Annotated in this window: 20 protein-coding genes and 1 pseudogene; 10 read left to right on the forward strand and 11 right to left on the reverse strand. The window is 61.6% G+C overall.

Annotated elements, in window-relative coordinates; translation table 11 throughout:
* Positions 1–12 precede the first annotated feature (12 nt).
* Positions 13–510, forward strand: a complete 498-nt coding sequence (locus tag ABG82_RS15515; RefSeq protein WP_043075475.1) for a DUF1990 family protein — start codon at positions 13–15, stop codon at positions 508–510.
* Between the two features lie 235 nt (positions 511–745).
* A complete protein-coding gene (locus ABG82_RS15520; protein WP_043075474.1) occupies positions 746–1066 on the forward strand; it encodes a hypothetical protein in 321 nt (106 codons plus the stop codon).
* A gap of 66 nt (positions 1067–1132) precedes the next feature.
* Here ABG82_RS15520 and ABG82_RS28985 read toward each other — a convergent pair whose 3' ends face one another.
* From ABG82_RS28985 to ABG82_RS15535, 4 genes and pseudogenes are all read right to left on the reverse strand, one after another.
* Positions 1133–1315: a hypothetical protein gene (locus ABG82_RS28985; RefSeq protein WP_052510893.1), complete on the reverse strand. Its 183-nt coding sequence runs from the start codon at positions 1313–1315 to the stop codon at positions 1133–1135.
* 99 nt (positions 1316–1414) lie between these two features.
* Positions 1415–2305, reverse strand: a pseudogene (locus tag ABG82_RS27745) (nitrilase-related carbon-nitrogen hydrolase); the annotation flags it as partial.
* On the reverse strand, positions 2302–3624 hold the full coding sequence (locus tag ABG82_RS15530) for a M20 family metallopeptidase (protein WP_043075473.1): 1323 nt from the start codon (positions 3622–3624) through the stop codon (positions 2302–2304). The pseudogene ABG82_RS27745 and the gene ABG82_RS15530, both read right to left, overlap by 4 nt.
* The gene (locus tag ABG82_RS15535) at positions 3621–5366 is read right to left on the reverse strand and encodes an amidohydrolase (protein WP_043075472.1); all 1746 of its coding nucleotides are present in this window, start codon (positions 5364–5366) and stop codon (positions 3621–3623) included. Before ABG82_RS15535 ends, ABG82_RS15530 begins: the two co-directional genes overlap by 4 nt.
* Positions 5367–5463: 97 nt before the next feature.
* Here ABG82_RS15535 and ABG82_RS15540 point away from each other — a divergent pair, with 97 nt between their 5' ends.
* From ABG82_RS15540 to ABG82_RS15550, 3 genes are read left to right on the forward strand one after another with little or no spacing between them, the layout of a single operon-like run.
* Entirely contained in the window at positions 5464–6057 is a 594-nt protein-coding gene (locus tag ABG82_RS15540; protein ID WP_054416735.1) for a TetR/AcrR family transcriptional regulator, read from the forward strand.
* A 46-nt stretch (positions 6058–6103) separates the two neighbouring features.
* A complete protein-coding gene (locus tag ABG82_RS15545; RefSeq protein WP_043075471.1) occupies positions 6104–6526 on the forward strand; it encodes a PPOX class F420-dependent oxidoreductase in 423 nt (140 codons plus the stop codon).
* A 53-nt stretch (positions 6527–6579) separates the two neighbouring features.
* Positions 6580–7494, forward strand: a complete 915-nt coding sequence (locus tag ABG82_RS15550) for a hypothetical protein (protein WP_131676204.1) — start codon at positions 6580–6582, stop codon at positions 7492–7494.
* A gap of 6 nt (positions 7495–7500) precedes the next feature.
* Here the strand turns inward: ABG82_RS15550 and ABG82_RS15555 are convergent, their stop codons facing one another.
* Together ABG82_RS15555 and ABG82_RS15560 are read right to left on the reverse strand one after the other, a co-directional pair.
* Complete coding sequence (locus ABG82_RS15555) at positions 7501–8865, reverse strand: aldehyde dehydrogenase family protein (protein WP_043075469.1); 1365 nt, start codon at positions 8863–8865, stop codon at positions 7501–7503.
* Between the two features lie 2 nt (positions 8866–8867).
* Positions 8868–9959, reverse strand: a complete 1092-nt coding sequence (locus ABG82_RS15560) for a phenazine antibiotic biosynthesis protein (RefSeq protein WP_043075468.1) — start codon at positions 9957–9959, stop codon at positions 8868–8870.
* 161 nt (positions 9960–10120) lie between these two features.
* On the opposite strand from ABG82_RS15560, the gene ABG82_RS15565 reads away from it, so the two are divergent.
* Positions 10121–11698, forward strand: a complete 1578-nt coding sequence (locus ABG82_RS15565; RefSeq protein WP_052510884.1) for an adenylate/guanylate cyclase domain-containing protein — start codon at positions 10121–10123, stop codon at positions 11696–11698.
* Positions 11699–12097: 399 nt separating this feature from the next.
* On the opposite strand, the gene ABG82_RS15570 is transcribed toward ABG82_RS15565, so the two are convergent.
* Entirely contained in the window at positions 12098–13513 is a 1416-nt protein-coding gene (locus tag ABG82_RS15570) for an FAD-binding oxidoreductase (RefSeq protein WP_043075467.1), read from the reverse strand.
* Between the two features lie 365 nt (positions 13514–13878).
* On the opposite strand from ABG82_RS15570, the gene ABG82_RS27750 reads away from it, so the two are divergent.
* Together ABG82_RS27750 and ABG82_RS15590 are read left to right on the forward strand one after the other, a co-directional pair.
* A complete protein-coding gene (locus ABG82_RS27750; protein WP_078343232.1) occupies positions 13879–14538 on the forward strand; it encodes a TetR/AcrR family transcriptional regulator in 660 nt (219 codons plus the stop codon).
* A gap of 577 nt (positions 14539–15115) precedes the next feature.
* Complete coding sequence (locus ABG82_RS15590; protein WP_043075466.1) at positions 15116–16162, forward strand: alpha/beta fold hydrolase; 1047 nt, start codon at positions 15116–15118, stop codon at positions 16160–16162.
* 213 nt (positions 16163–16375) lie between these two features.
* Here ABG82_RS15590 and hchA read toward each other — a convergent pair whose 3' ends face one another.
* The 3 genes from hchA to ABG82_RS15605 form a co-directional block, all read right to left on the reverse strand.
* On the reverse strand, positions 16376–17263 hold the full coding sequence (gene hchA / locus ABG82_RS15595) for a glyoxalase III HchA (protein ID WP_043075465.1): 888 nt from the start codon (positions 17261–17263) through the stop codon (positions 16376–16378).
* Between the two features lie 86 nt (positions 17264–17349).
* Positions 17350–17955 (reverse strand): cupin domain-containing protein, encoded by a 606-nt coding sequence (locus tag ABG82_RS15600; RefSeq protein WP_052510881.1) that lies wholly within the window; start codon positions 17953–17955, stop codon positions 17350–17352.
* A 46-nt stretch (positions 17956–18001) separates the two neighbouring features.
* Complete coding sequence (locus ABG82_RS15605; RefSeq protein ID WP_052510880.1) at positions 18002–18820, reverse strand: SDR family NAD(P)-dependent oxidoreductase; 819 nt, start codon at positions 18818–18820, stop codon at positions 18002–18004.
* 410 nt (positions 18821–19230) lie between these two features.
* Here ABG82_RS15605 and ABG82_RS15610 point away from each other — a divergent pair, with 410 nt between their 5' ends.
* A complete protein-coding gene (locus tag ABG82_RS15610) occupies positions 19231–19449 on the forward strand; it encodes an MscL family protein (RefSeq protein ID WP_052510879.1) in 219 nt (72 codons plus the stop codon).
* Positions 19449–20669 (forward strand): PucR family transcriptional regulator, encoded by a 1221-nt coding sequence (locus tag ABG82_RS15615; protein ID WP_043075463.1) that lies wholly within the window; start codon positions 19449–19451, stop codon positions 20667–20669. Before ABG82_RS15610 ends, ABG82_RS15615 begins: the two co-directional genes overlap by 1 nt.
* Positions 20670–20755: 86 nt before the next feature.
* Here ABG82_RS15615 and ABG82_RS15620 read toward each other — a convergent pair whose 3' ends face one another.
* Positions 20756–22834: a RecQ family ATP-dependent DNA helicase gene (locus ABG82_RS15620; RefSeq protein ID WP_043075462.1), complete on the reverse strand. Its 2079-nt coding sequence runs from the start codon at positions 22832–22834 to the stop codon at positions 20756–20758.
* Positions 22835–23064: the final 230 nt, after the last annotated feature.

Genomic DNA, 23064 nt, shown 5'->3' on the forward strand with positions numbered 1-23064 from the left:
TACGTTATTGGGGTGGATATCGCACGACTGAGCCAGCTCCCGTTCACCTACCAGGAAATCGGCGCGACGGCCGGCGAGCTCCCCACCGAATACCACCATGTGCGGGAATCTCGACAGATCGGCACAGGTAAGGACCGCTTCGAAGAAGCCGCTGACAGCCTCATGCGTTTCGGCATTCAGCGCGGGATCGGGCTGCGAGTCCTCACCTCGGAGCCCGAGGCTGCCGCGGGCGTGAACGTGGCGACACAGCTGTGGCCGTTCTGGGCGTTATGCCGCGTCGTCTATGTGATCGACGAACCGAATCGGCGCGGTTTCGCGTATGGCACGCTTCACGGCCACCCAGAGACCGGTGAAGAATCCTTCATCGTGCGCCTCGATCCATCCAACAACGTTGTCAGCGTGGAGATTACGGCGTTTTCAAAACCATCGTTCTGGTGGGTTCGGGCCGGCAATCTAGTGGTCAAACAACTGCAGCGACTGGTAACTCAGCGGTATCTGCGCGCGCTCTGAACATCGCACACCCACGGCAGGTGAGTTAAACCCTCCCCCGGTAACCTACGGGTTAGCTGGACGCTCCACCTAGCTATCTTCTGGCGTGTCGCGCTCGTCGGCGATTCCTTGCGTATTTGCGCAACCCATCGAAGCATTGCCATGCCGCTGGCAAATATTCACCGGCTTCAGATCATTATGATGTGTAACCTTTTGTTCAACTTTGATTCATGCTTTGTTAGGAGCTCTGAGCCCCATGGTTTCACCGCACGCCCGCATCGCGCTGTTCGCCGGGGCCCTGAGCGCCGCAGCCGCGATATCCGTGGCGCCCGTCGCAGCCGCCCAGCCGCCGATTCCACCGGTCTGCGGTTCTGGAGAGGCCCCGTACACCCATAACTGCCGTACCGCGTGCTCCGGCGGTGCCCCCCGCGTGGGTGGAGCCTGCACGCAGCCGGGCACCGATCTGTATGACCGCGGTTTCCATGAGCCCACCCACGAGGGCGCAAATCCGCGCACTCCCTTGGGAACCAACCCCCACGTGCCATACGGCACCAACACCACAACCGTTCTGCAGTAACGCATAACGACACGGTGCCCGGCTGACGACGTTGTCAGCCGGGCACCGCCGTTTTTCACCGTGTGGTTATGGCAACCAATTCGCCAAGACCGCGTCCATATCACCGTCACCGGGGCCAGACAGGTGCCGCGCCCCCGGAAACCGATGAGCCGGTTCGGTATACGTCCCCGCTTCGACAAGCCGAGCAATATTGGCTCGGTAGATCTCGTCGACCTCAGCATTGCGGCCAGGCTCACGGTCAAGCCACAGATTGGCGGGGTGGATCTCTCGGTCATACATGCGCCGGAACAGCTCTGTGCGAACGTCCTTGAGCCAGTTCGAATTCAGATTCATCATCCGGAACTGCCGCAATGCCTCGATGTCGACCGGAGCCGCCACGATCGCGTTCGCCCCGGAGACCGCGTGTCCGATGACATGACCGTAGTAATCGACAATGTGGCCGTTTCCACCCGCGATATCGACCGGGTGTTCGGCGGCAGGAGTGGAATACACCGGCCCTGCGTTCGGGCACACCATATACACACCGTTGAAATGCGCATGTGCCCTGTTCTGCAGTAGCCACGTGCCGCCCGGATCCGGACCGGACACGGTCATCGGCACCGCCTCACTGGGCCGGTAGACCACTTCGGCCCCATTGAATGCCAAGGCCCGCACCGCTTCCGGATACTCCCCGTCACTGCAGCACAGCGTGCCGATGGAACCGATATCCGGCGTGTGCAGTACCGGGTAAAAGGCATCGATCCCATCCCCGAACAACTCCACCCATCGGTCGTACACATCGTGCGGAGTGCAGGAGTGCTCGCGGCACCAGACGTGATTCTTGGCAGCCCGGTGCACGATCTCACCTTGCGGCGAGATCACCACCATCACATTGAAGTACCGGTCCTCGATGACCTCGGGCCATCGAGCCTTGCACTGCACAATGATGTACGTCTCGTACATCCTGGCCAGCGCCGCGAGCCGATCAGTCTCCGGCCCCGGAATATCGATGAACAGCTCTCGGGCACAACGGATATGCGGCAGATTGAAGACCTCGTCGGTGAACCCGGTGAGCGCCCCCTCGGCAAGCGCCACGATTTTCACCGGCAGATTGATACCGACAATCGAAATAGCGGCATGGATGGCCTCCTCGATGTTGTCGAGATTGCGCGCGATGTGTTGGCGCGAGCCGATGCCATGGACGATGGTCGACAACCCGACCGCCATATAAGGCGCCACCGGGGCGGCGGTATCGGTCATCGCACACCGCACCAGCGCATCGCCACCAAGGCGTACGCCTTGGTAGCGCAGATGATTTCCTCGATCGCACACCGCTCGTCCACCGCATGAGCCATCGCCAAATTTCCCGGCCCCATGCCGACCGCCGGAATGCCCGCCGCGGTGAACCAGGGCAGGTCGGCCGCCGAGGGAAAGGGACGAACATCCGGCAGTCCGCTGAAGGCCGATCCGGTGGCGGCGTCCTGACGGGCGGAGATCACAGCCTGACACAGCGGGTGATCCTTGTCGGTTCGCCCACCCGGATAGTGCATGGGCCATTCGATGCGCGGAGGCTCGCGCCGCAACCAGGGATCGGCTTCGACAACTGCCGAAACCGTACGAACGATCTCGGCCTGAACACCGGCCACATCGTCCGCGGGTGGATAGAAGACCGCGTAATCGAGCACGGTCTCATCCGGAATGAACGCCACATTGCGTGCGCTGCGGGCACCGCCTTCGATCACGTCGAGGCCAATCGTGAACTGTCCACGCTCAAAAAGAGGATCGATACGTGTCTGCTCCCATTCAATCTCCAACCGGCGCAACGCCTCGTGGATCGAGAGCGCGGCGTCGACGGCACTCACGGCGACGGGCTCGACGCCCGGGTTCGAGGCCGCCTGCGCACGCATCAGCGCACGCGCCGACGCGTGCCCCGAGCGGCCGGTCACCGTGATACGCAGGACGAGCACACCGGGCGTGGCGGGCATGACCGACAACGGCAGACGCGAGCCGGTGGGCTCGGCGATGATCGCGCCGTCGGCGGTGTACCCACGTCCGAGCACCGCCGAGGTGCCCAGATGATGCTCAAGGTTCTCCTCGCCGACCACCCCCTGCAGCATCAGGTCGCCGCGCAGCGTGACACCCGATTCGTGTAAGGCCCTGGCGGCAAAGGCCTGCGCCACCAGCCCGCTCTTCATATCGACCGACCCACGACCCCAAATATGTGTCTCGTCATGGAATCCCGAGAACGGGTCGTGGGTCCATGCTGCGCCGTCGTCGGCCGGCACAACGTCAACATGCCCGTTGAAGATCAGTGACCGCCCTCCGCCGCTGCCACGCAGCACACCGACCACGTTGTCGCGCCCGGGAACCTCGCCGAACAGCTCGACCTCCGCCCCGCTCTGCCGATACACACCGGCCAACAGCTGGGCGACATCAGATTCCCCGCCCACCAGATCGTCGTAGTCCTGGCCGGCATAGGTCGGATTCACGCTCCGTAGCGCTATCGCCTCGGCGAGCGTGGCGACCAGCTCGTCACGCAAGCCGTCGACGCGGGCCAGCACCTGCGCCGCATCGCTCATGCCAGTGCCGTTTCCGAATGCGCCGCGGCAGATGCCAATTCACCACTGTCGTAGACAGTTTCGCCACCGAGGTAGGTCCGCAGCACGTGAGTGGCACGCAGTTCATCGATGGGGCAGGTCAGCGGATTGCGGTCCGTGATGATCACGTCGGCGTACTTTCCTGGCGCCAACGCGCCGATTTCTGACCAGTCCAGCAATGTGGCGGCGTTCGACGTCCACATCTTCAGCGCATCCATCCGGGAGATCTTCTGATCGGGTCCGTCATTGCGATGGTCACTGCCCGCGAATCGGTGCGTTTCCGCCAGCTCGATCTGCTCCCACGGATTCTTGGGGCCCCAGTCGGTGCCACCGGTCAGGAGTAGCCCGGTGTTCATCAGCCGCTGCAAGGGCTCCAAGTCCCGCCAGATGTGCTTACCGATGCGATCGCCATACATCGCTCCCTTACCCCACGTGAAGCCGGCGCAAGTGGTCACCTGGAACCCCAGCGCCGCGTATCGCTGCGCCTGCTTGGGAGTGATCGTGATGGCGTGCTGCAGAATCCAGCGCTGATCCCGGAAGTCATGTTCTTGCACAACGCGTTCGGCGATGTCGAGGAATTCGTCGTGTTCCCGAAGGGCCCCCACGCATATGTTCGCGCGGATCCCCTCTGTCGCGCAGTAGCGGACGAATGCCTCCTCCTTCTCCAGCGACAGGAAGCGCATGCCGGTGGCCGGCCGCCCGAAGGGGTCGGTGTAGGGCTCGTAGAGCGCGAAGTAACCGGAGAAACACGGGCCTCCGGGGCTGATCGTGAGCCCGTTGATGCGCAGCCTGTCGTCATCCAATTGCAGCGCCTGGCTCGCGAGCTTGCGTAGCCGCGCGGTGAAGTCTTCTTGTGACATCGGATCGAACGGATAGAAAATGGCAGACTCGACATCAAACGTCGCCATCACGCGCATGTTCAGTGCGTTGGCATTGCGCAGATGCCGGTACAGCTCGACGTGTTCGGGTTCCATGGCATGGCCCTCATACAAGCTGGTGATCCCTTGCACGGTAAAGCGACTCACCTCGGCAATGGTCCCCGCCGCGGCGTTCTCCAGGTTGAGACGCGGCAGCTTGGTGAGGATCTGCCCCCAGAAGGGATCGTAGGTGTAGTAGTTCGTGACGGGGCCACGCAGGATGCCGGTGAGGTCACCGTTCTCATTCCTGTCGATCTCCACATCGCATACCCGGCTGGGAATGAGCGCGGTCAGGCCCAAAGTACGCAGTCCGGCACTGTTGAAGGCCACCACATTGGGCATCCGGGGCGCCCATGCCTGAATCATCACCGGATGCTTGTCCGTCGCGGTGTCCAGCACCCAGCGGTCCGGCAGCCGCCGCTCAGCCAGATCGCGCTCGGAGCGCCTGATGAAGTAATGCGGCTCCCCCACCGGAGTGCACATGATCCACTCACCCTCTGGTGTCTCAGCCGCCTTCGCACGGATTCTGGCCACGATGTCCGCGTGATCCACGGCATCGGTCAGATCGACCAGTCCGCCTGCCAGCATTCCGAAATGCATGGCGTGCGGGTGCGTGTCGACCAAGCCGGGCATCACCGTGCCACCTCCGGCGTCGACGCGGTGCGCGTCGGGCCCTGCCACGTCCTCCATGTCACGCCGGTCTCCCACGGCGACAACGCGCCCGTCCGATAGAACCAGCGCTTCAGCCTCAGGCACAGCCGAATCGAAGGTGATCACCTGTCCGCCGGTGATGAGTGTTGTGGTCATTGCGGCCTCCTTGCCGTTCGTCGACGAGAGCCACCGTATCCCTAATTTTCTCCATTTGGAGAAAATTAGGGAAATAAGCGTCAGTACGATGAGCCGCATGACGCCACCGGTACGCGAGCCGCGCATGGCCCGGGGAGCCGCCCGCCGCGATGCACTGCTCGATGCCGCGCTTCGCCTGCTGGCGCGTGAGGGGGCACGTGCCGTGACGCATCGCGCCGTAGCCACCGAAGCGGGGACCACCCACGGAAATGCCCGGTATTACTTCGGCACCCTGGACCAGCTGCTCGATGAAGCGATGCGGCGCTTGGCCGCTCAGCAGATCGAGGAAGTACGCAAGCTGTTCACCGAGTTGCCCGACGCCAAGATTCCGGAGCGGATCGATCGCTTGGCGCGGTATGTCACTGAGTCGCTGGCCGTCGACCGGAACTCGGTCATCGCGCGGTACGAATTCTTCCTGGAAGTCGCGCGCCGCCCCAGCCTGCGGGCAAGCCTGGACGAATGGGGCAACACCCAGCGCGCGGCCTTCGCCCAGGAACTGCGAGGGGCCGGCGTGGCGGACCCCGAGGCAGATGCCGCCGATCTGCTCACCACCGTGAACGGATTAGGGCTGGAACAGTTGGCGCTCCCCGTGGAGGATTTCGAGACGAAGCGCCTGCGCCCGGCGATCGCGCGCTTCTTTCCTCAGCACTGACCGCCAACCGGGAATGAAACCGCGCGGTACGGAGTAGAAATCCGACATGGAACTGAACGACGCCGCGCGCGCCCTGATCGGAGCGGGCGCCGACGCTACGCTCATCACCATCAACCCCGACGGCAGCCCACAGGTATCCGTGGTGTGGGTCGCCCTGCAGTCCACACCCGACGGTGACGAGTTGGTGGCGGCCCATCTATCGGGTAACTACAAGAAGCTGCGCAACATCCGCCGCGATCCTCACGTCGCCCTGACTGTCCTTGCCCCCAGCCAGCCCGGGCAGCAGCGCGAGTATCTGGCCGTCACTGGCTCGGCACGAGTGGTTGAGGGCGGTGCACCTGAGTTACTCAAACAGCTGGCGACCGCGCTCCTGGGTTCCGACGAGCATTTCCCGCCACCCAACGCGCCGGAGGGATTCCTCACCCGAATCCGAGTCGAGTCAGTGGGCGGGCATGGCCCCTGGGCTTGACAGCGCCGATGTCGGGCTCGGTTGCCGAGCGCTGGGAAAGGCAAGGACACAACGTGTTTGACCGTGTCTGGCGCCTGCTTCGATGGTTCTCACCGATTGCATACGCGGCCACCGGGGTCGCGGCGATCGCCGTCGTGGTGGTTCACTTCTGCAACATGACCCCGGAACAGACGCCGCCCGGATCGTGGCTTGGCCTGTCAGCACTTGTCGGATACGCCGTGTGGGCACAGTGGACAGCCCGCAAGGAATATCGCGAGGCCAAACAGTGGCGACCCCGACCTCCACTCAACGAAGCGCGCGTCACTCGTGTCGAGTGGACTCCGACGCGGCGTCCACTCACCGACCCGCTCCGCCAAGACCTGTTGCGGCACTTTGCCTTATTGGAGCTCGCAGGTGTCACGGAGCCCGGCGAGGTCACAGCCGATGAGATTATCGATGCTGCGGAGTTCGAACGCGACTACGACGCCATCGACATCTGCGCGGTTGCCGCCGTGCTGTGTAGCCTGCACCGGGAACGCGACGTTCCGCTGAAGCGGGTCACCGTGTTCCAGAGTCAAGTCGATATCTACGACGAGGACATTCTGGACATCGTGAAGGAATTCGCCCGGCTGTCCGAGCAGGGCGAGACACTGCGCGGACTGCGGTTGACGACCACGTCGGATTTTGCGGAACCGTCTTCCGAGGAATTGGCGTCCGGGACCGAACAGCCGAATGCCGTCGTCGAATTTACGCTCGGTACGCAGCAGCACTCTCTGCCGATCGTCATGTTCTACAAATACTTACCCCTGGGACTCTTCGAAGAACTGGCGGATATCTTTGCGCGTCCGGCAGAGCAACGGCGCTTCTTTCGCGCGTACTTCCTAGACATGACCACTATCATTCTCTTTGCCGCGCCCGCCAAGATCGCGGAGCTCAACGCCGCCACAGGCACGCAGGAATGGCCCGAACCGTGGCGACGAGAGTTCTGAAACAAGTCAGCCCCGGATGAAACCCTTGGTACGCATCAGGAAATCCGCGAGGAATCCGTCATGCGGGATCTCGGGGGACGCGTATGAGGTGGGGTACCTGCCGCTATAGACGTTGGACACCGTCGGCTCCTCGACAAGTGCGTCTATGAGTTCCCCGTCATCGGTGATCGCATTGATCACCAGCGAACATCTCAGCGGGACAAGACCATCGGCGCGCGTCCACGGCGCGATCCACACGCATGGGAAGGCCAATTCGGTGTTGAGTTTGTCGACGTCGGGCCGGTCAAGCAGATGCACTGCCGGCCGCAGCGCGGCCGAGCCATCTCCGAGGTCGGCAACGATGTGATCGGCGCCCAAAAGCGCTGTGCAGCCCTGCGATTTCGCCGCCAGGTACTCGGCAACTCTTCTGGCCGTGTCGAGCGGCTGCACCGGCAGCACGGCGCGTTCATCGGCAATCGGCAGGGGCGCTATCGTCGCTAGCCTAGCCACGATGGCCTCTGCCAGCGGCCGGGGATCGCCCTCGTAGAGAACGGCTGTGGCGTTGGTGCACGCCATGCCGCCTTGTCCACTGATGGACTCGACGATCACATCAAGATAGTCGCGCCAATCCTTTTCTGCGGTAATCAGAATCTTGGTGCGGCCCGGCCCGTTCACCAGCACCGTGGCGTCGCCGGTGTACTTCTCGGCGACGTCCTGCCCGCCGTAGACGATGGCGAGGTCGGCCGCGGCGATGATTTCGGCCGCACCGGCATGGTCGGTGGGCAGATATAGGGCATCTTCGGGCCGAAACCCCGCCTGCCGCAAAGCGGTGACGAGCCGATGTCCGGTGAAAGGCTCGCGCCGCGAGGGGCGGACGGCCACGCGATATCCCAGCGCCAGCGCCTGCACCCATCCGCCGTGCACACCCGGGCTGTTGCCCGACGCGTGCACGGCCAGCACCTCACCGCGCCGGGCCCAGAACGCGCTCCCCCGGCGTGTGCGCTCATCGCGCCAGTCGAATGTCGCCCCGACAGGTCTGGCGGGTGCGACCGCGTCGAACGCATGCCGAATGGCCTGCGCGACCTCGCAGGCGCTGGCCCGCGCAACAGCGATGGGCAGTCCCGATACCCGGCTGACCACCTCGACGTACTGATCAAAGCCGTGACCTGCTATCCCGGCGCCGACAAAGATCTCGGCCGCTTCGGCCAGCGCGGCCCGCCTGCGGACCGCCGGCAACGGCCGCACACTGCGCTGAGCGCGAATGCTGCGGCTGACAAACAGCGGCGGCGCGATACTCAGTTCAGCGACCGGTTTCCCCGCGATATCGGCGATCACTTCACGTGCGCGGGTGCGGTATTCGCCGTTGGGGCCAAGCACGTCCACTGCGATCACGATCAGTAGACGCCTTCGATGACGGCTTCACCATCAAAGGTCGCGACCGGAGCCACTTCGCTGACCGAGTCGCCGATCTGCCCGTCAGGTCCCTGTCTGCGGATCGCGGTGTCGCGCTCGAGATTGTTCGGGATGAACATGCCCTTGCTGATGTGGTTCATCACCACCTGGCCGCGCTGACCATCGGACACCCGATCCCCCGTGACGGGGTCGATCACCCAAAAAACGACATAGGGCGTGCGGGGGTCGAACACGTAGACGTCACTATCGACGCGGGTCTTGGCCTGGGACAAGATCATTGTGCTGCCGAACGCCATCGCGATGGCCGTCGTCGGGAAGATCTCGCGGAGCAGATCGAGGGTATCGAGGTCCACGTGCGCACCGCTAAGCAGGATGTAGCGGATCTTCTGGTTCACCAAGTCGGCCATGGTGTCATCGCGGGCTATCGCACCCAGCAGCGGCGGGCTGGTGTGCAGATTGGCCACGTTCTGCGTGTGCAGCACGAACCGAGCCTGCTCCAGTACGTGCTCCACGTATGCGGACACCTCGGCGGTGGCGCCCCGCGCGGCGATCTTCTTGACCCATCGCGGATCCAGGTCCACCGGATAGAACACCGAACCGAGCCGCTCGCTCACCGCGCGCGAGAAGTGTCCGACACCGTGTGGACCGCTCGGCATCAGGAACAGCAGACCCTGGCCGGCCACGAAGCCACCCATCGTGAAGTCCTCGATCTGCCACTGGGTGACCTGCTCAACCCAGTCGGGAAGCTGTGCCGTGCGTTTGGGCGCCCCCGTGGTGCCTCCGGATTCGAACACTTTGGGGACGGGCGCCGGCGATCCGTAGCCTCGCGGAACGAGATCCTCGACGGGCGTGTTCCGCAGCTCATTGACAAGGTTTGGGAACAACCGCAGGTCATCGAACCCGTTCACATCGGTCAACGGGTTGAAGCTCAGCGTGCGCGCGGTGCGCAGCCAGAACGGTGAGCCGGTGTCCTGTCCGAAGTGCCAGGCGATCGCGGCGCGTAGATAGGCCTCGGGATCGGCCACCGGCGCGGTTCGTGGCACATCCAGCAGCGAAAAATCGATATGGGCCATATCGCCATCCTGACGCAGTGATCGCGACGGCGTAGGTGACGAAAATGAACTCTTGGTAGCCCTGGCTGAATCGGAGACGATGGGGCCTCGACTGCCGATCGCCACGGCTAGTGTCACGAAAATACGGACATCGCGCTGGTTGCCAGGCAGGCTTTGCGCTTGTGAGCGATGTGTATCGGGATGATGCCGTGCATCCAGACACCATCCGGGTGTTCGAGATCGCATACGCACGCATGGGCATCGGTTTCGTCAGACGCGCAATGCTGTTCTGCCAGTTCGCTCTTGCCCTGTTATTCGCGATCGTCGGCACACTGCTGGCCCGCCTGTTCGTACCGGGCTTGACGCCGCGGGACATCGCGGTGCTCGTTACTCTCGGATTCAGCATCTTCCTCGTCGACGGGTTTCTTGCCTTTGGCACCATCGCGCCACGGCTACGGGTGATCGAGGAATGGGCGCAGACCCGCGACCCCAGCGCCGCTGTTCAGGTGTGGCAGGTAGGCGCCCAGATTCCCTTGGCACCGTTGCGGTGGGATCGACTGCTGTTCGTCGCGGTCCTCAACATCGGGTGGATCGGGGTGCTCGGGTGGCTGCAGTCCATACCCATCCCCACGCTCGTGTTGTTCGTTCCCGGGACGCTGTTGACCAGGCTGTACTGGATGGGCATGCGCGCAATGCTCTCCGAGCAGATGTTGCGGCCGGTACTGGCCGACATCAGCACCGCGGCAGGCGATCAGCCGATTCCCGTCCGGGTGCGCATTCCGGTGACCCAGCGGATGTTCGTGGTCACCCTGGCCATTGCCATCGTCGCCGGAACCGTTGTCGCGGGAATTGTCGGCCCACACACCGTGGCCAGCCTCGCGATTGGGGTGGGCGTCTCGATCGCCGTGGCGGTCAGCATCGCCGGCGTGCTGGTGCTGCTTCTCACCCGTTCGGTGACCGAACCGGTACGCGACTTGATGTCGGCGGCCGATCGCATCGGCCGCGGCGATCTCGACACCTGGGTACCGGTGACCGGCAGCGACGACCTCGGAGTACTTGCCCAGTCGTTCAACACCATGATCAGTGGGCTGCGGGAACGTGACCGCATCCGCGCGGCGTTCGGCACGTATCTGGATCCAGCCATCGCCGATCTCATCCTGACCAGTGGCAACGAAGCCCTGGCACTCGGCCAGGAGGTTGAGGTCACCGCATTGTTCCTGGATGTCCGCGGGTTCACCGGCTACTCAGAGCACCGCCCGGCCAGTGAGGTGGTCGCTATGCTCAATGACCTGTTCGGCATCGTCGTACCCATCATCGGCAAACATGGCGGCCACGTGGACAAGTTCGTCGGCGATGGGCTTCTCGCCGTCTTCGGTGCCCCTCAGCCACACCGCGACCACGCCGATCGGGCGCTGGCGGCGGCCCTGGAAATCGCGCGAACGCTCGATACCCGCCCGGGCGGGCCGCAAGTGGGTATCGGACTCAACTCCGGCCCGGTTGTCGCCGGAAATATCGGGGGCGCGGGACGATTCGACTTCACCGTAATCGGTGACACCGTGAATGTGGCAGCGCGAGTCGAGTCGGCCACCCGGTTGACCGGGGATGCCATTCTGCTGAGCGAGCAGACTCTGGAACGGCTGGAAAACGCCAGTATGGCCACCATCACCGCGCGGCCAACGATTCCGTTGCGAGGTAAATCAGAAACGGTGGCGTTGTACGCGGCTTCGATGGCAGCAGAATCGCCGCCAGAATCAGGCTGAGCCTCTCACGAGGCCAAAGGCGAGACTATAAAGGCTCATTCTATGGCACTCCGAGCGCGCCAACCACACCATGTCTCCAGTACAGCGCGGCTAGCTCGTGAAAGATAACGGCGTCCAGTATCCCCAGTAAGGGATCAGGTGCAACCCCAACGTCCGAGGCTGCGGCGGCTTCCCAGAGCATTGTTCTTCAACGTTCAGATCGAGCCGGTACACACGTGATTCTTGTGTTGCTTTTAGATATCACAGTAATACTCAAAGCGCTTGTGCTAGCAGCCATGTCGATCATCGGCGACAAAATCTGGTGTCCTACAAGACCATCGGTCCACGCAGGGGCCTCCAGCACACTCATGGCGTGATCGTGCTGGAGGATCCTGCCTAGCGTAGCTGGAGCTACCTCAGCTACGAGCTAAGCAAGCCACGCTCTTGAGCCTCTTTGATCTGACTTTCGGGAAGGCCTAGCGTGATCGCCTCTTCACGGCTCAGCGATGGAGGGATGCTTGCCTGGAAACTGAATAGGTTGCTAGGGTCGTATTGCCTTTTGATATCGACAAGCCTCGCGAAGCTCTCCCCATAACGCGGATAAACACGGTCATCAACGTGAATATCATGACTGTTGATATAAGTGGCGTCCAGCGACGGCAAGATATCCTTGCCAAGTCCTGCCATCCACGCAAGGTTGTACTCATCCTCGGCAGGATCTGTCCAGTAGATTCGCGTGTATGGCGCAAGCAGCGCATTGACGTGAGGCAACGAAACAGGGTCTGCGCGATGACGCTGGGCCGCAACGCCATCAGCTCCGCCCAACCCATACAGATACAGCGCTGTTTCCCCTCTGCCAACTGCGAGTCTGTTCTTTAACTTCTCCAGAACACCGCGACTCAGCGGCCCCAGCGCTGACCCCATCAAAGTCGTTGCACGAATAGCTTTGGAATACAACATCTCTGGGTCAATAGCCTCGTGAACAGCATCTGCATACGCGGTCGCGACGTATTTCTGATCGATTATTGGGGGCAGTGCGTCCAGCAGGGGCGCGACCGCGGTCTCCGTCTCCGCGTGCGGCAGCAATGAAATCACGTTAATCGCAACAAAGCCAAGCTCCTTACGCTCAAGGTGGGCAACAGTGTTTACTCGACTATCGAGCGTGGGCAGCCACCGCTGAAACGCGTCAGCAACTTCAACGAAGTGCTCCCAGTCCCACCGAATGAGCCCTTGAGTCAATGTAGGCAGCCGATACGCCTGGAAGGTCAACGATGTCACCACACCAAAGTTATTCCCGCCGGCGCCACGGAGTCCCCAAAACAGATCAGGGTGATGCTCACTGTCGACAGTGAGTATCTCCCCTTCCGCATCGACAACTTCCAACGACCGGATGCTCTGCGTAAGCCATCCGTGCGAACGAGCAAGCAATCCCGCTCCCCCGCCCAGGCAGTTGCCCCCGACAGCCACCCCACCACACGTCCCGCCGGGGATCGCCAATCCGCGCAGACCCAATGCCGGATAAACGGAGCCGAACCGAGCAGACGGACCCAGTACAACGGTGTCGTCGTCACGAATTTCGATCGTATTCATTTTTGACAAGCTGATGACAACTCCTCCGTCGACGGAGGAGTACCCATCGAAACTGTGCCCGCCAGAACGGATCCGCAAAGGCCGCCCCTGCTTGCGGGCGTAACGCACGGCCGCCTGAACCTGATACACGTCCTTCGGGTAGATGATCTCCCTAGGACGACTGCGATACAAGGCATTCCATGCAGCACAGGAATCCTCATAGTCAGGACTGCAGCCGTTGACTATCTCACCGGTCGACTCAGCCATAGTTAATCTCCTTAGTGGTTTGTCACGGCCCCAGGTACGGCCTCCGAACGCACACCCGGCACGATCAGGTTCTCCGCAGGCCGCCCCTTCACTCTAATACTTGTTATACAACAAGCAAGTTATACACCACGGTTTTCAAAGGTTTCGCCTCCACCCACGGGCACCTACAGTGCAGCAAATCCTCGTGACGCCTCGGCCCTAACCGGTCGACCGCATGGGCCTTGGCCACCGCCTGCCCACATAGACACTTCGGGGCAGGCAGCGCAGATGTGTCAACACCAGATCTGCGACTGGGGCGCGCACCATCCCGGGCGAGTCGCTACCCTGCTGCCAACCTGCCAGTCGCCCAGCTTTATGGTGCCCACATGTCAACGCGAAAGCGGGAGGCTACTCCCAGACAAGACCATCCACGCCGCAAACAACTCGAACGCACAGAGGAAGCGCGCGCAAAACTTATCGATGCTGCTATCTATCTCCTCGGCACCAATGGGTACAGCGGAACGACGCTGGCTGAAGTCGGCCGCAGGGCCGGATTCAGCCGCGGCATAGTCAGCTTCCATTTCGGAACTAAAGAACAGCTGGTTCTTGCTGCCATCCACTCAATCCGTGAAGGTATCCGTTCACGACTGACAGCCGAGCCGCGCGTCTATGGCTTGCAGGCCATAGACCGACTGATCGAAAACTACTTACTTAGTGACGCCAGAGCCGGACAGCGCGTCCGTGCAATGCATGTCATGATCATTGAATCAGTCACCGCCACACCAGCATTGAAGTCAGCGGTCGTCGAGAATAACGCGATCTTCCGAGACATGATCAGCGAATGGATACGTGACGCCTCTGACGGTGGCGAGATTCAACTACAAGGCCAACCAGGCGACGTGGCAACTATTCTCGAGGGAATGCTACGCGGCATCATCCTCCAGCACCTTGCTGAACCTGAAGCAATCGATCTTCCTAACATCGCTCATATCGCGAAGCGAATTGTCCGCGTATACCTCCAAGCACCATGCGACGCACAAGGCTAAAACCACTAAGTGGTCCGGACTATTGCAATATTGCCCTATAAGATTCCCCGCAGCTGACTCCAATTCAGCAACCGATAGATCAGCCGTCCTCATTTCGGTGGCGGCTACACCTACAGCAGGTCGGCGTTACGGTCACTGCCCGATCCAGCTGGAAGCACGTTTGACAGACTCCAGGTGACGGCTTTCGACGGTCGACAGCCGGGTCACGATGGTGTTCACTTCGACCAGCCGGGCATTTAGCAGCGCCGCGGGTCAAATATCGAAGTCAGGAAAGGGAAAACACCTTCCTATCTGTACTTCTTGGGTGGTCCCGGCTGGGTTCGAACCGGCGACACCTCGCGTGTGAGGCGTGTGCTCTTCCGCCGAGCTACGCGACCGCGTATCGATCAATCGGGCTGAGCCTCTCATGAGGCCAAAGGCGAGGCTCGGACTGAACCGAGTCGGGACGCGGCGGCCAGTGCGCCCAGGTGTCGCAAATGCCACAAAATGTTGTACATCGACCGGTCTACTGAAAGGCTTTTAGTGGACCAGCCGATGAGCCGGGCAGTGACAACAAGAATGAGGGCGCGAACTACTTATGGTCTCGATTCCGGTATCGGCGAGAAACCTGTTCTCCATTACCTTCGGCGACGGTGTGCGCCCACCCCGGCCGACCAGCCATGCTGTGCTGTTCGACGAACCGCATCGCCAGTTGCGCCGATACGGCACCCACGATCCGCGTGAGTCCAGCGCCGCCCCAGTCCTGTTGGTTCCGCCGCTGGCAGCGTCGGCGACATGCTATGACCTAGCACCGGGTCAGTCACTGGTGGCGCATCTACTCGAACAGGGCCGCACGCCCTATGTCGTTGACTACGGTGAGATCGGCTGGGCAGACAGACATCTGGGCCTGGAAACCTTCTTCGCCGACATCATTCCGCAGGCCATAGAGCGCGTGCTCATCGATTCCGGCAAGGCGCAGCTCGACCTGATTGGGTGGAGCCTGGGCGGCACCCTGAGCCTTTTGACCGCAGCGGCAGACCGAGAATTGCCGATCCGTTCGATCGTCGCCATCGGTACCCCGTTGGACTACTCACAGATCCCGGGCTATCCCGAGGCACGCCGAATCACCAAGCCCACCAACGGCTATGCCATAACCACGGTGCTGCGAGCACTCGGCGGCATTCCCGCTCCGGTGGTACAGGCGGCCTACCGCGCCACCTCGTGGGACCGCGAAATCAAACGCCCCTGGTTCCTCCTGAACAATCTGGACAACACCGAAGCGTTGGCCAAAGCTGAGGTGATCGACCGGTTTCAGGACGCCTTCCCCGGTTATCCGGGGCGGGCGGTGTCGCAGATGTGGGGCCGATTTATCTATCACGATGAGATCGCCGCAGGCGTGGTCAATGTCGCCGGATACACGCTCGATCTGACTGCCCTGACGCTGCCAATCCAGCTCTTCGGCAGCCATCGCGATGCCATCGCACCGTGGCAGTGTGTGCACAACGGCGTCGACATGCTCAAGTCGGCGGACGTCCGGTTCACCACCGTGGAGGCGAGTCACCTGGGACTAGTGGCATTGTCGGCCGGTGTCAACGAGACGTGGCCGGCCATCGACGACTTTCTGACGGAGCTGGACCGGCGGTAGTAGAGCAGCATCCAACACGTCACTCCGACCAAGTCCCCTGACTACGCGCCGGACAACAGACAGCCAAGGGAAGCGGTTCGATTCAGCGACCGCCAAGCAGCCTTCATTTCGGGCGCCTACCGCATGAGCCTGCGGAGAAAACGGGTGCTCCGCCGGTGTTTAACCCGCGGAGCACCCGCCTTCAGGCACCTCACATGTCCGCGCGGCCAGCGCTCAGGATTTACCGGCTTCTTCAAGCAACAGGGGTGCGGCAAGCTTGCCCAGGTTGTTTGATGCCAGCGGACTGTCGCCAGTCAGCAATTTGCGGTCCTGGTGCACTTGCCCGGTGATGCCGGTGTTGAGTACCTTCAGGCCTAGTTCCTCAAGTTCCTTGGCGACCAAATGCACCAATCGGCCGGGAATATATCCGATTTCGAGATTGGCACCCTCGTCGAGGGCATCGGGGAAAACCGTGATCTCATAGCCCTTAAGAGGGTATTCGTCTCGGCTTGCACCGACGGCTAGCAAAGATGCGAGAAATACCGGACCGTGGCACAGGGTGACAATGTATTTATCGTTGTCCAGGGCCCATTTAAGCGACTCGCCGACAAGCTCGCTGGAGGGAATACCATTGATCACACCGTGTCCGCCCGGGACGAATAATGCAATATAATCGGAATCTGGCCCGAGATTGTTCTGGACAACTTCAGATAAGTTGAGAGGCTGCTTGAACTTCGGCAGAAACTTCTCAAATCCCGCTTTCACTGCCGCGTCTTCAGCGGGGAAGGCCCATAATTCGAATTTCACCGGATTCCCGCTGATGGTGGCGATATCGACCTCGAAGCCTGCGGCGTCGAAGTGCAACAATGGCAATAGCAGTTCCAGGGGGTGATTACCGGTCGAGAAGAAAGTTCCGTTCTGCGTGAGTAGATAACGCTCTTCGGTCGCGATTAACAATACTTTCCATCGACCACCAGTGTAGGGATTCGGGTATTCGGCATCGCCAAAGTCACTCTTGGGCCCGACGTATTTCGTTAGCGAGTATGCAGAGGGGAAAAAAGCGTTGTATTCTGCGGGGTCGGCAACTGGCGCTTTGGACAGATCGGCATCGGATGTCGTCATAATCTAATTTCCTATCAATATATCTATGATTGAGAGTCCTTAGTAAATTGCCACTGAGTCGTCAGACACTCCTATCTCTCCAGTTGCTATTCGTCGAAGTTGTAATACTCGGCCAGCTGCCGCTTCGAGACAAAAGCTGGGATCGGCTCGATGAACTCGACAGTCCGGGGTTCTCGTTTCTCCAAGGTTGCCAGGAGGGACTCAGACTCTGGGTCGGCCTGCAGATTGGCGTATTCGATATCTGTGTAGACGATGGCGTCTTTGTATCGATACAGAAATGCCTCCCGCAGCGGAGGAACCGGCATCCCCTCATGGTCAAGCTCCCCGCGGTCGGCGAGAGTAAACAGCACGGACAACATGAGATTGAGCCGGTTGTCCGGCTCAGGCGACGCCTGGACCAATACGCGCGCTTCTGCATCCCCGGCGTTCCACCACGCATGCGGGGTGCCGGGCGGAACCACGACAGGCTGGCCGGGTATCGCCGCCTGCGTGTGCCCGTCGATGTTCATCTCCAGTTCTCCATCGAGCAGAGTGAACGTCTCGGTCGATCGCGGATGGACGTGGGTTCCGTTGACCTTCGCACCCGGAGCGGCGTACAGATCCACAATCGACGAGTAGCCGTTCCGCTGATCCGGAAGCTGGCGGGTGATCATCCTTTCCCCAGTTATCGGGTTGCTGATGGCCTGATACATCGTTAGCTCTCCGTATCCGTCATGTACTGCGTGCCGATTGCTCGAACTAATCATTGATGCTGAGGCTTAACTGCCGGTATCGCTCGATGTCCGCGGCCACGGCATCGAGTTTGTGAGTGACTGCCCGCAGCGCATCGGCTCCGAGATATATGCGGCGCGGTGGCGGCTCCATCTGGCTCAATGACACAAACGCCTCCGCTACCAGGCGAGGATCACCACCTTGCCGATGATTGAGCCTGGTGTACTCGTTGCGGGCCGCTTCGACGTTTTGGTAGTCAGGGATGCGATGGGCCGCATCCCGCCTGGATCTGGAGTCAAGAAAATCGGTACGCACCCCGCCCGGACATACTGCCGTCGCATAGATGCCCAATGGCGCGACCTCCTCAGCCAAGGCTTCGGTCAGCATCAATACCGCCGCTTTGGTCGCGCTATACAAGCCGGTCGCAGGCCCAGTGACGTTCGCCGAGATCGAAGCAAGGTTGATGACCCGGCCCGCTTTCTGCCGGCGCATGTGCGGCAGTACCTGTTGAGTGACTTCCAAGAGGCCAAAAACATTCACATCGAAGTTATCGCGGACATCTGCTCGGGAAAAGTCCTCCACCGCTCCCAGAACTGAATAACCCGCGTTGTTGACCAACACATCAATGCGTCCGAACGCGTCAACAGCGCCGGCAACGGCATCCTCGATCTGCGCCGGGTCGGTTATAGACATCTGAACTGCTTGTAGCACATCGGGTCCAGCATCGACCTGCCCTCGCAGTTGCGCCGGGTCACGCGAAGTGCAAACGACCCGCGCACCTGTTTCCAAAGCGGCTCGCACCGTCTCGAGTCCAATACCCTTCGATGCACCCGTAATGAACCACACCGCAGTATTCCCTACCACCGGCTTTGCCCCTTTTTCGCCCGGAATACGCGAATCTTCCTGTCTGGCAACACGTTCTTTTCATCAAGGCGCCGCGCTCGCAGAGCCCGAGTTGCCGATCCCGCGACAGCACTGCTGGTTCGCGTACTCGTAGTTACCGTCGTACCCCTTCTCCTGCCTTCACAGGTTCAGCTTAGGCGCATTCCACATTCTTGTCAGCCCAGCACCCGAGTTGTTACTCGTTGTCCTTCAATACAATTGAGCATCGTGTATTTTGTTTCACGGAACAAAACGACAGGATTTCGACCGCATCGCCGCACGTTGCCGCCGTCTGGAACTAATACAGACTGACGTAGTGCAATCAGCCAGCCCGTTATTCAGCGCCGGCATCGGCTCTGCATTAATGTCAGGTCATGCTCAAGGGAGCCAGGGATTCTCTGCTGCGCGGCAACGTCATTGACCCCGCAGTCTCGGTGGTCATCGGCGCGGGCTTCGCGGCGTTGATGGCCAAATTCAGCGACTCAATCATTCACATGTTTATCAATATGGTTGACACGGAACTTAATTCGGATTACCCCGCGCTCAGTGTCGGCATCAACGGCGGGCAACACCTGGGACTACGGCGGAATTGATGGCTGACAATAATTCGACGGATCAGCACCGTCCAGCCCACGCCGTGGCAGGGGCATTGTTGCGCCAGCTCCCCGGACTCACTGAAGCTCTGGTGGACCGGATCATGGGCCAGTTGGATAGTTACCGATCCGAATCATTGGTGACACGCGAGGATCTATACCAGTCTTGCTTGGCCAATCTGGAGTTCATGTTCCGCCACGTAGCGCACGAGCAGTCCATCGACCTAGAGGCGCCGCGACAAACAGGCATCTTACGTGCGCAGCAAGGTGTACCACTATCTTTGGTACAGAACGCATTTCGCGTAAGCTTCCAGTATTTGTGGGAAGTGATCGTGCACGAAGCGACTGTGTCCGAGGCGGCAACTGCATCTGACCTGGTGTCCATGGCCTCAGACGTGTGGCTCTTCCATGACCTATTCAGCACCACCATGATGAATGCCTATGCCGAGACCATGGAGGGAATAGTCGTCAGGCGTGAGCACGAGAGATCAGCCATGGTTGAAGCTCTTCTGCAAGGTCACTCCGACGAAGCTACATCTGTGTGGGAAGTCGCCCATATTCTGGATCTACCCTACGAAGGCGTCTTTGTCGTCGTCGCCGCAGGCGTGCAACAGCTGAGACGGACTGCGCTGCCGGAGATTGAGACGGTGCTACGCAATGCCGACATAGGTTCAGCATGGCGACTAACGCCAGATCTCCATATCGGTATCGTATCCGTGCGCCAGGCAGATAACCTTGCTGAACTCATCGGGATACTGGAAGCACAGGCAACCAGCCGAGTGGGAGTCAGCCCCATCTACTCACGCCTAGATCAGACACCGCACGCATTGCGATTTGCACGCATTGCGATGGCCGACACCGCATCACCGTCTGCGGGGGTTATTCAGTTCGACCAAGCACCCCTGCCCATGATGGTGCTCAGTGCGCCGCTCGTGGCACAGCGACTGAGCCGCAATGTGCTCGGCAGTCTGCTGGACCTCCCCCCGGATGATCGTGACTCCCTACTCTTGACGCTGACGGCATCTTTCATGACCGATTCATCTGCCAATGCGATGGCGGATCATCTACGGGTGCACCCAAACACCGTTCGGTACCGAGTGCGCCGCATCGAGCAACTGACCGGACGTTCTCTTCAACATCCGCAAGAGGCAGCTGAGCTTTACATGGCAGTGCAAGCCTGGCAGCGGTTGCCCCGCAGCCTTGAAGACCCCCTGGCCTAGAAGCCAGGCATCGCCGGACGCGGCGCAGCTGCGGTCGAGTCCGATGAGAGGGCTACGGTCCAGCTTGGCGGATCAAAGCGGATGCGCTAACTCGTGCTGGCCAGCACGAACGGCAGCACCTCGGACACCCCGGCATCCCGCAGCACCCGTGCGGCCATCGTCAGTGTCCACCCGGTGTCGGTCATATCGTCGACGAGCAGGACGGGGCCGTCATTGAACTGAAGTTGCGGCGGCTCCCACGACCCGTTCAACGCCGCCACCCGATAGGCCGAGTTGGCGGCAGTCACCTGGCGACGTCCGGGCACATAACGCAGCGTGCCGAGATCGGTCAGCCGGCCCAGTTGAGCCAGCCGCCGCACGGTGGACGCGATCAACCGCGGGTGCCTCTCGGAGTCCAGACCCATGATGGCAACCGGCCGGTTCTCCCAATTCCATGCCTTCAGCACCGCCACTGCTGCCTGCACAACCTCGTCGGGCACCTCCTGATCCGGGTCGGCCAGCAGTTTGCGTAACCGCGCGCCCCAGCCCAGATCGGTCAGACGCCCGATGGCACGTCCCGGCGCGGCGCCATCGTTGATGCGGCCCGACAGTCCGAGTCCCAGCGCACCCAGGCCCGACGGCCACTGCTTACGGGGCGCCACAGCGACCCCAGGACGACGCAGCCGCTCGCGCGTGGCCGCTGCGGTGGCCTCATCGACGGCGGTCGCGTAGCGGGTTCCGGTGCAGTTGTCGCAGCGACCGCACCGCTGCCCGGGATGAAGTTCAGGATCGTCGAGTTGTCCACGCAGAAAGGCCATCCGACAGCCGTCGGTGTCCAGATAGTCGAGCATGGCCTGCTGCTCGCGCCGGCGGGCCTCATCGAGCGCCTGGTAGCGGTTTCCGTCATAGCTCCACGGTTCACCGGTGCAGATCCAGCCACCCTTGACTCGACGCACCGCGCCATCCACATCGAGCACCTTCAGCACCATCTCCAGCCGAGACCGGTTCAGATCCACCAGCGTTTCAAGAGCGGGAACCGACTGCGGGCGTTCGGAATCGAGCGCGCCGATGACATGGCGCACCATGGCTTCTGACGGAAACGCCACCGACGCGAAGTACCGCCAGACATCCTGATCCTCGGCTCCGGGGAGCAGGATCACCTCGGCGCAGTCGGTGGCGCGGCCCGCGCGACCGATTTGCTGGTAGTAAGCGATCGGTGACGACGGCGCACCCAGATGCACGACGAAACCGAGGTCGGGCTTGTCAAATCCCATCCCGAGCGCCGAGGTCGCCACCAGAGCTTTCACCTGGTTGTCCAGCAGGTCGGCTTCCAGCTGTTCACGCTCGGCGGTGTCGGTGGACCCGGTATAGGCGGCCACCTTGTGACCCTGCTCGGACAGCAGGGCGGCCACGTCGTGGGCCTGGGCTACCGTCAAGGTGTAGATGATGCCCGAGCCGGGTAACGAATCCAGCTGTGCGGCAATCCAAGCCGCGCGCTGTGCGGCATTCCCCGCCTTGACCACCGCCAGCCGCAGCGACTCTCTATCGAGCCCACCGCGCAGTACCAGCGTGTCCCGTCCGCCCACGCCGAGTTGGGCTGCGACGTCGTTGACCACCCGGTCGTTCGCCGTCGCCGTGGTGGCCAACACCGGGATGTCGGCACCCAGCTCGGCGATCAGCGTACGAATCCGTCGATAGTCGGGACGGAAGTCATGGCCCCAGTCGGACACGCAGTGCGCCTCGTCGACCACCACCAGACCGGCATCCGCGGCGAGCGCCGGCAGGACGTTGTCCCGAAAATCGGGGTTGTTCAACCGTTCTGGGCTCACCAGCAACACATCGAGCTCACCCGCCGCAACCCGTTGATGAATCGCGTTCCATTCGGTGACGTTCCCGGAGTTGATGGTCGCCGCGGCCACCCCAGCACGCTCAGCCGCAGACACCTGGTTACGCATCAGCGCCAGCAACGGCGACACGATAATCGTGGGGCCGTGACCGCTACCGCGCAGCAGCTTGGCCGCGATGAAATACACCGCCGATTTGCCCCACCCCGTGCGCTGTACCACCAACGCCTGGCGGCGCTGCACCACCAGTGCCTCGATCGCGGCCCACTGGTCATCGCGCAGTACGGCGGCACGTCCGGCCAGTCGTTCGAGGACGGTCTGAGCCTGTTCGCGCGTCGCCATGGGTCCATACTGCTGGGACCCACCGACAAAGCCCCGGCCGGTCACCGGGTCAGCCGTGGGAGGTGTGCGGCGTAGCGAGTCAGCGGGGATTCCGGTGAGACGCCGCCGAAAGCTGGGAGCACGGCGGAGGCATGGCCCCTCTGGCTGCTAGCGGCCAAAGGCCAACATCCACGATCGCCACGGTTCAGAGCCAAACAACTGCTTGGCGAACAGGTAGCACAACGCTTCTA

Source organism: Mycobacteroides immunogenum, from assembly GCF_001605725.1.
Classification (GTDB): domain Bacteria; phylum Actinomycetota; class Actinomycetes; order Mycobacteriales; family Mycobacteriaceae; genus Mycobacterium; species Mycobacterium immunogenum.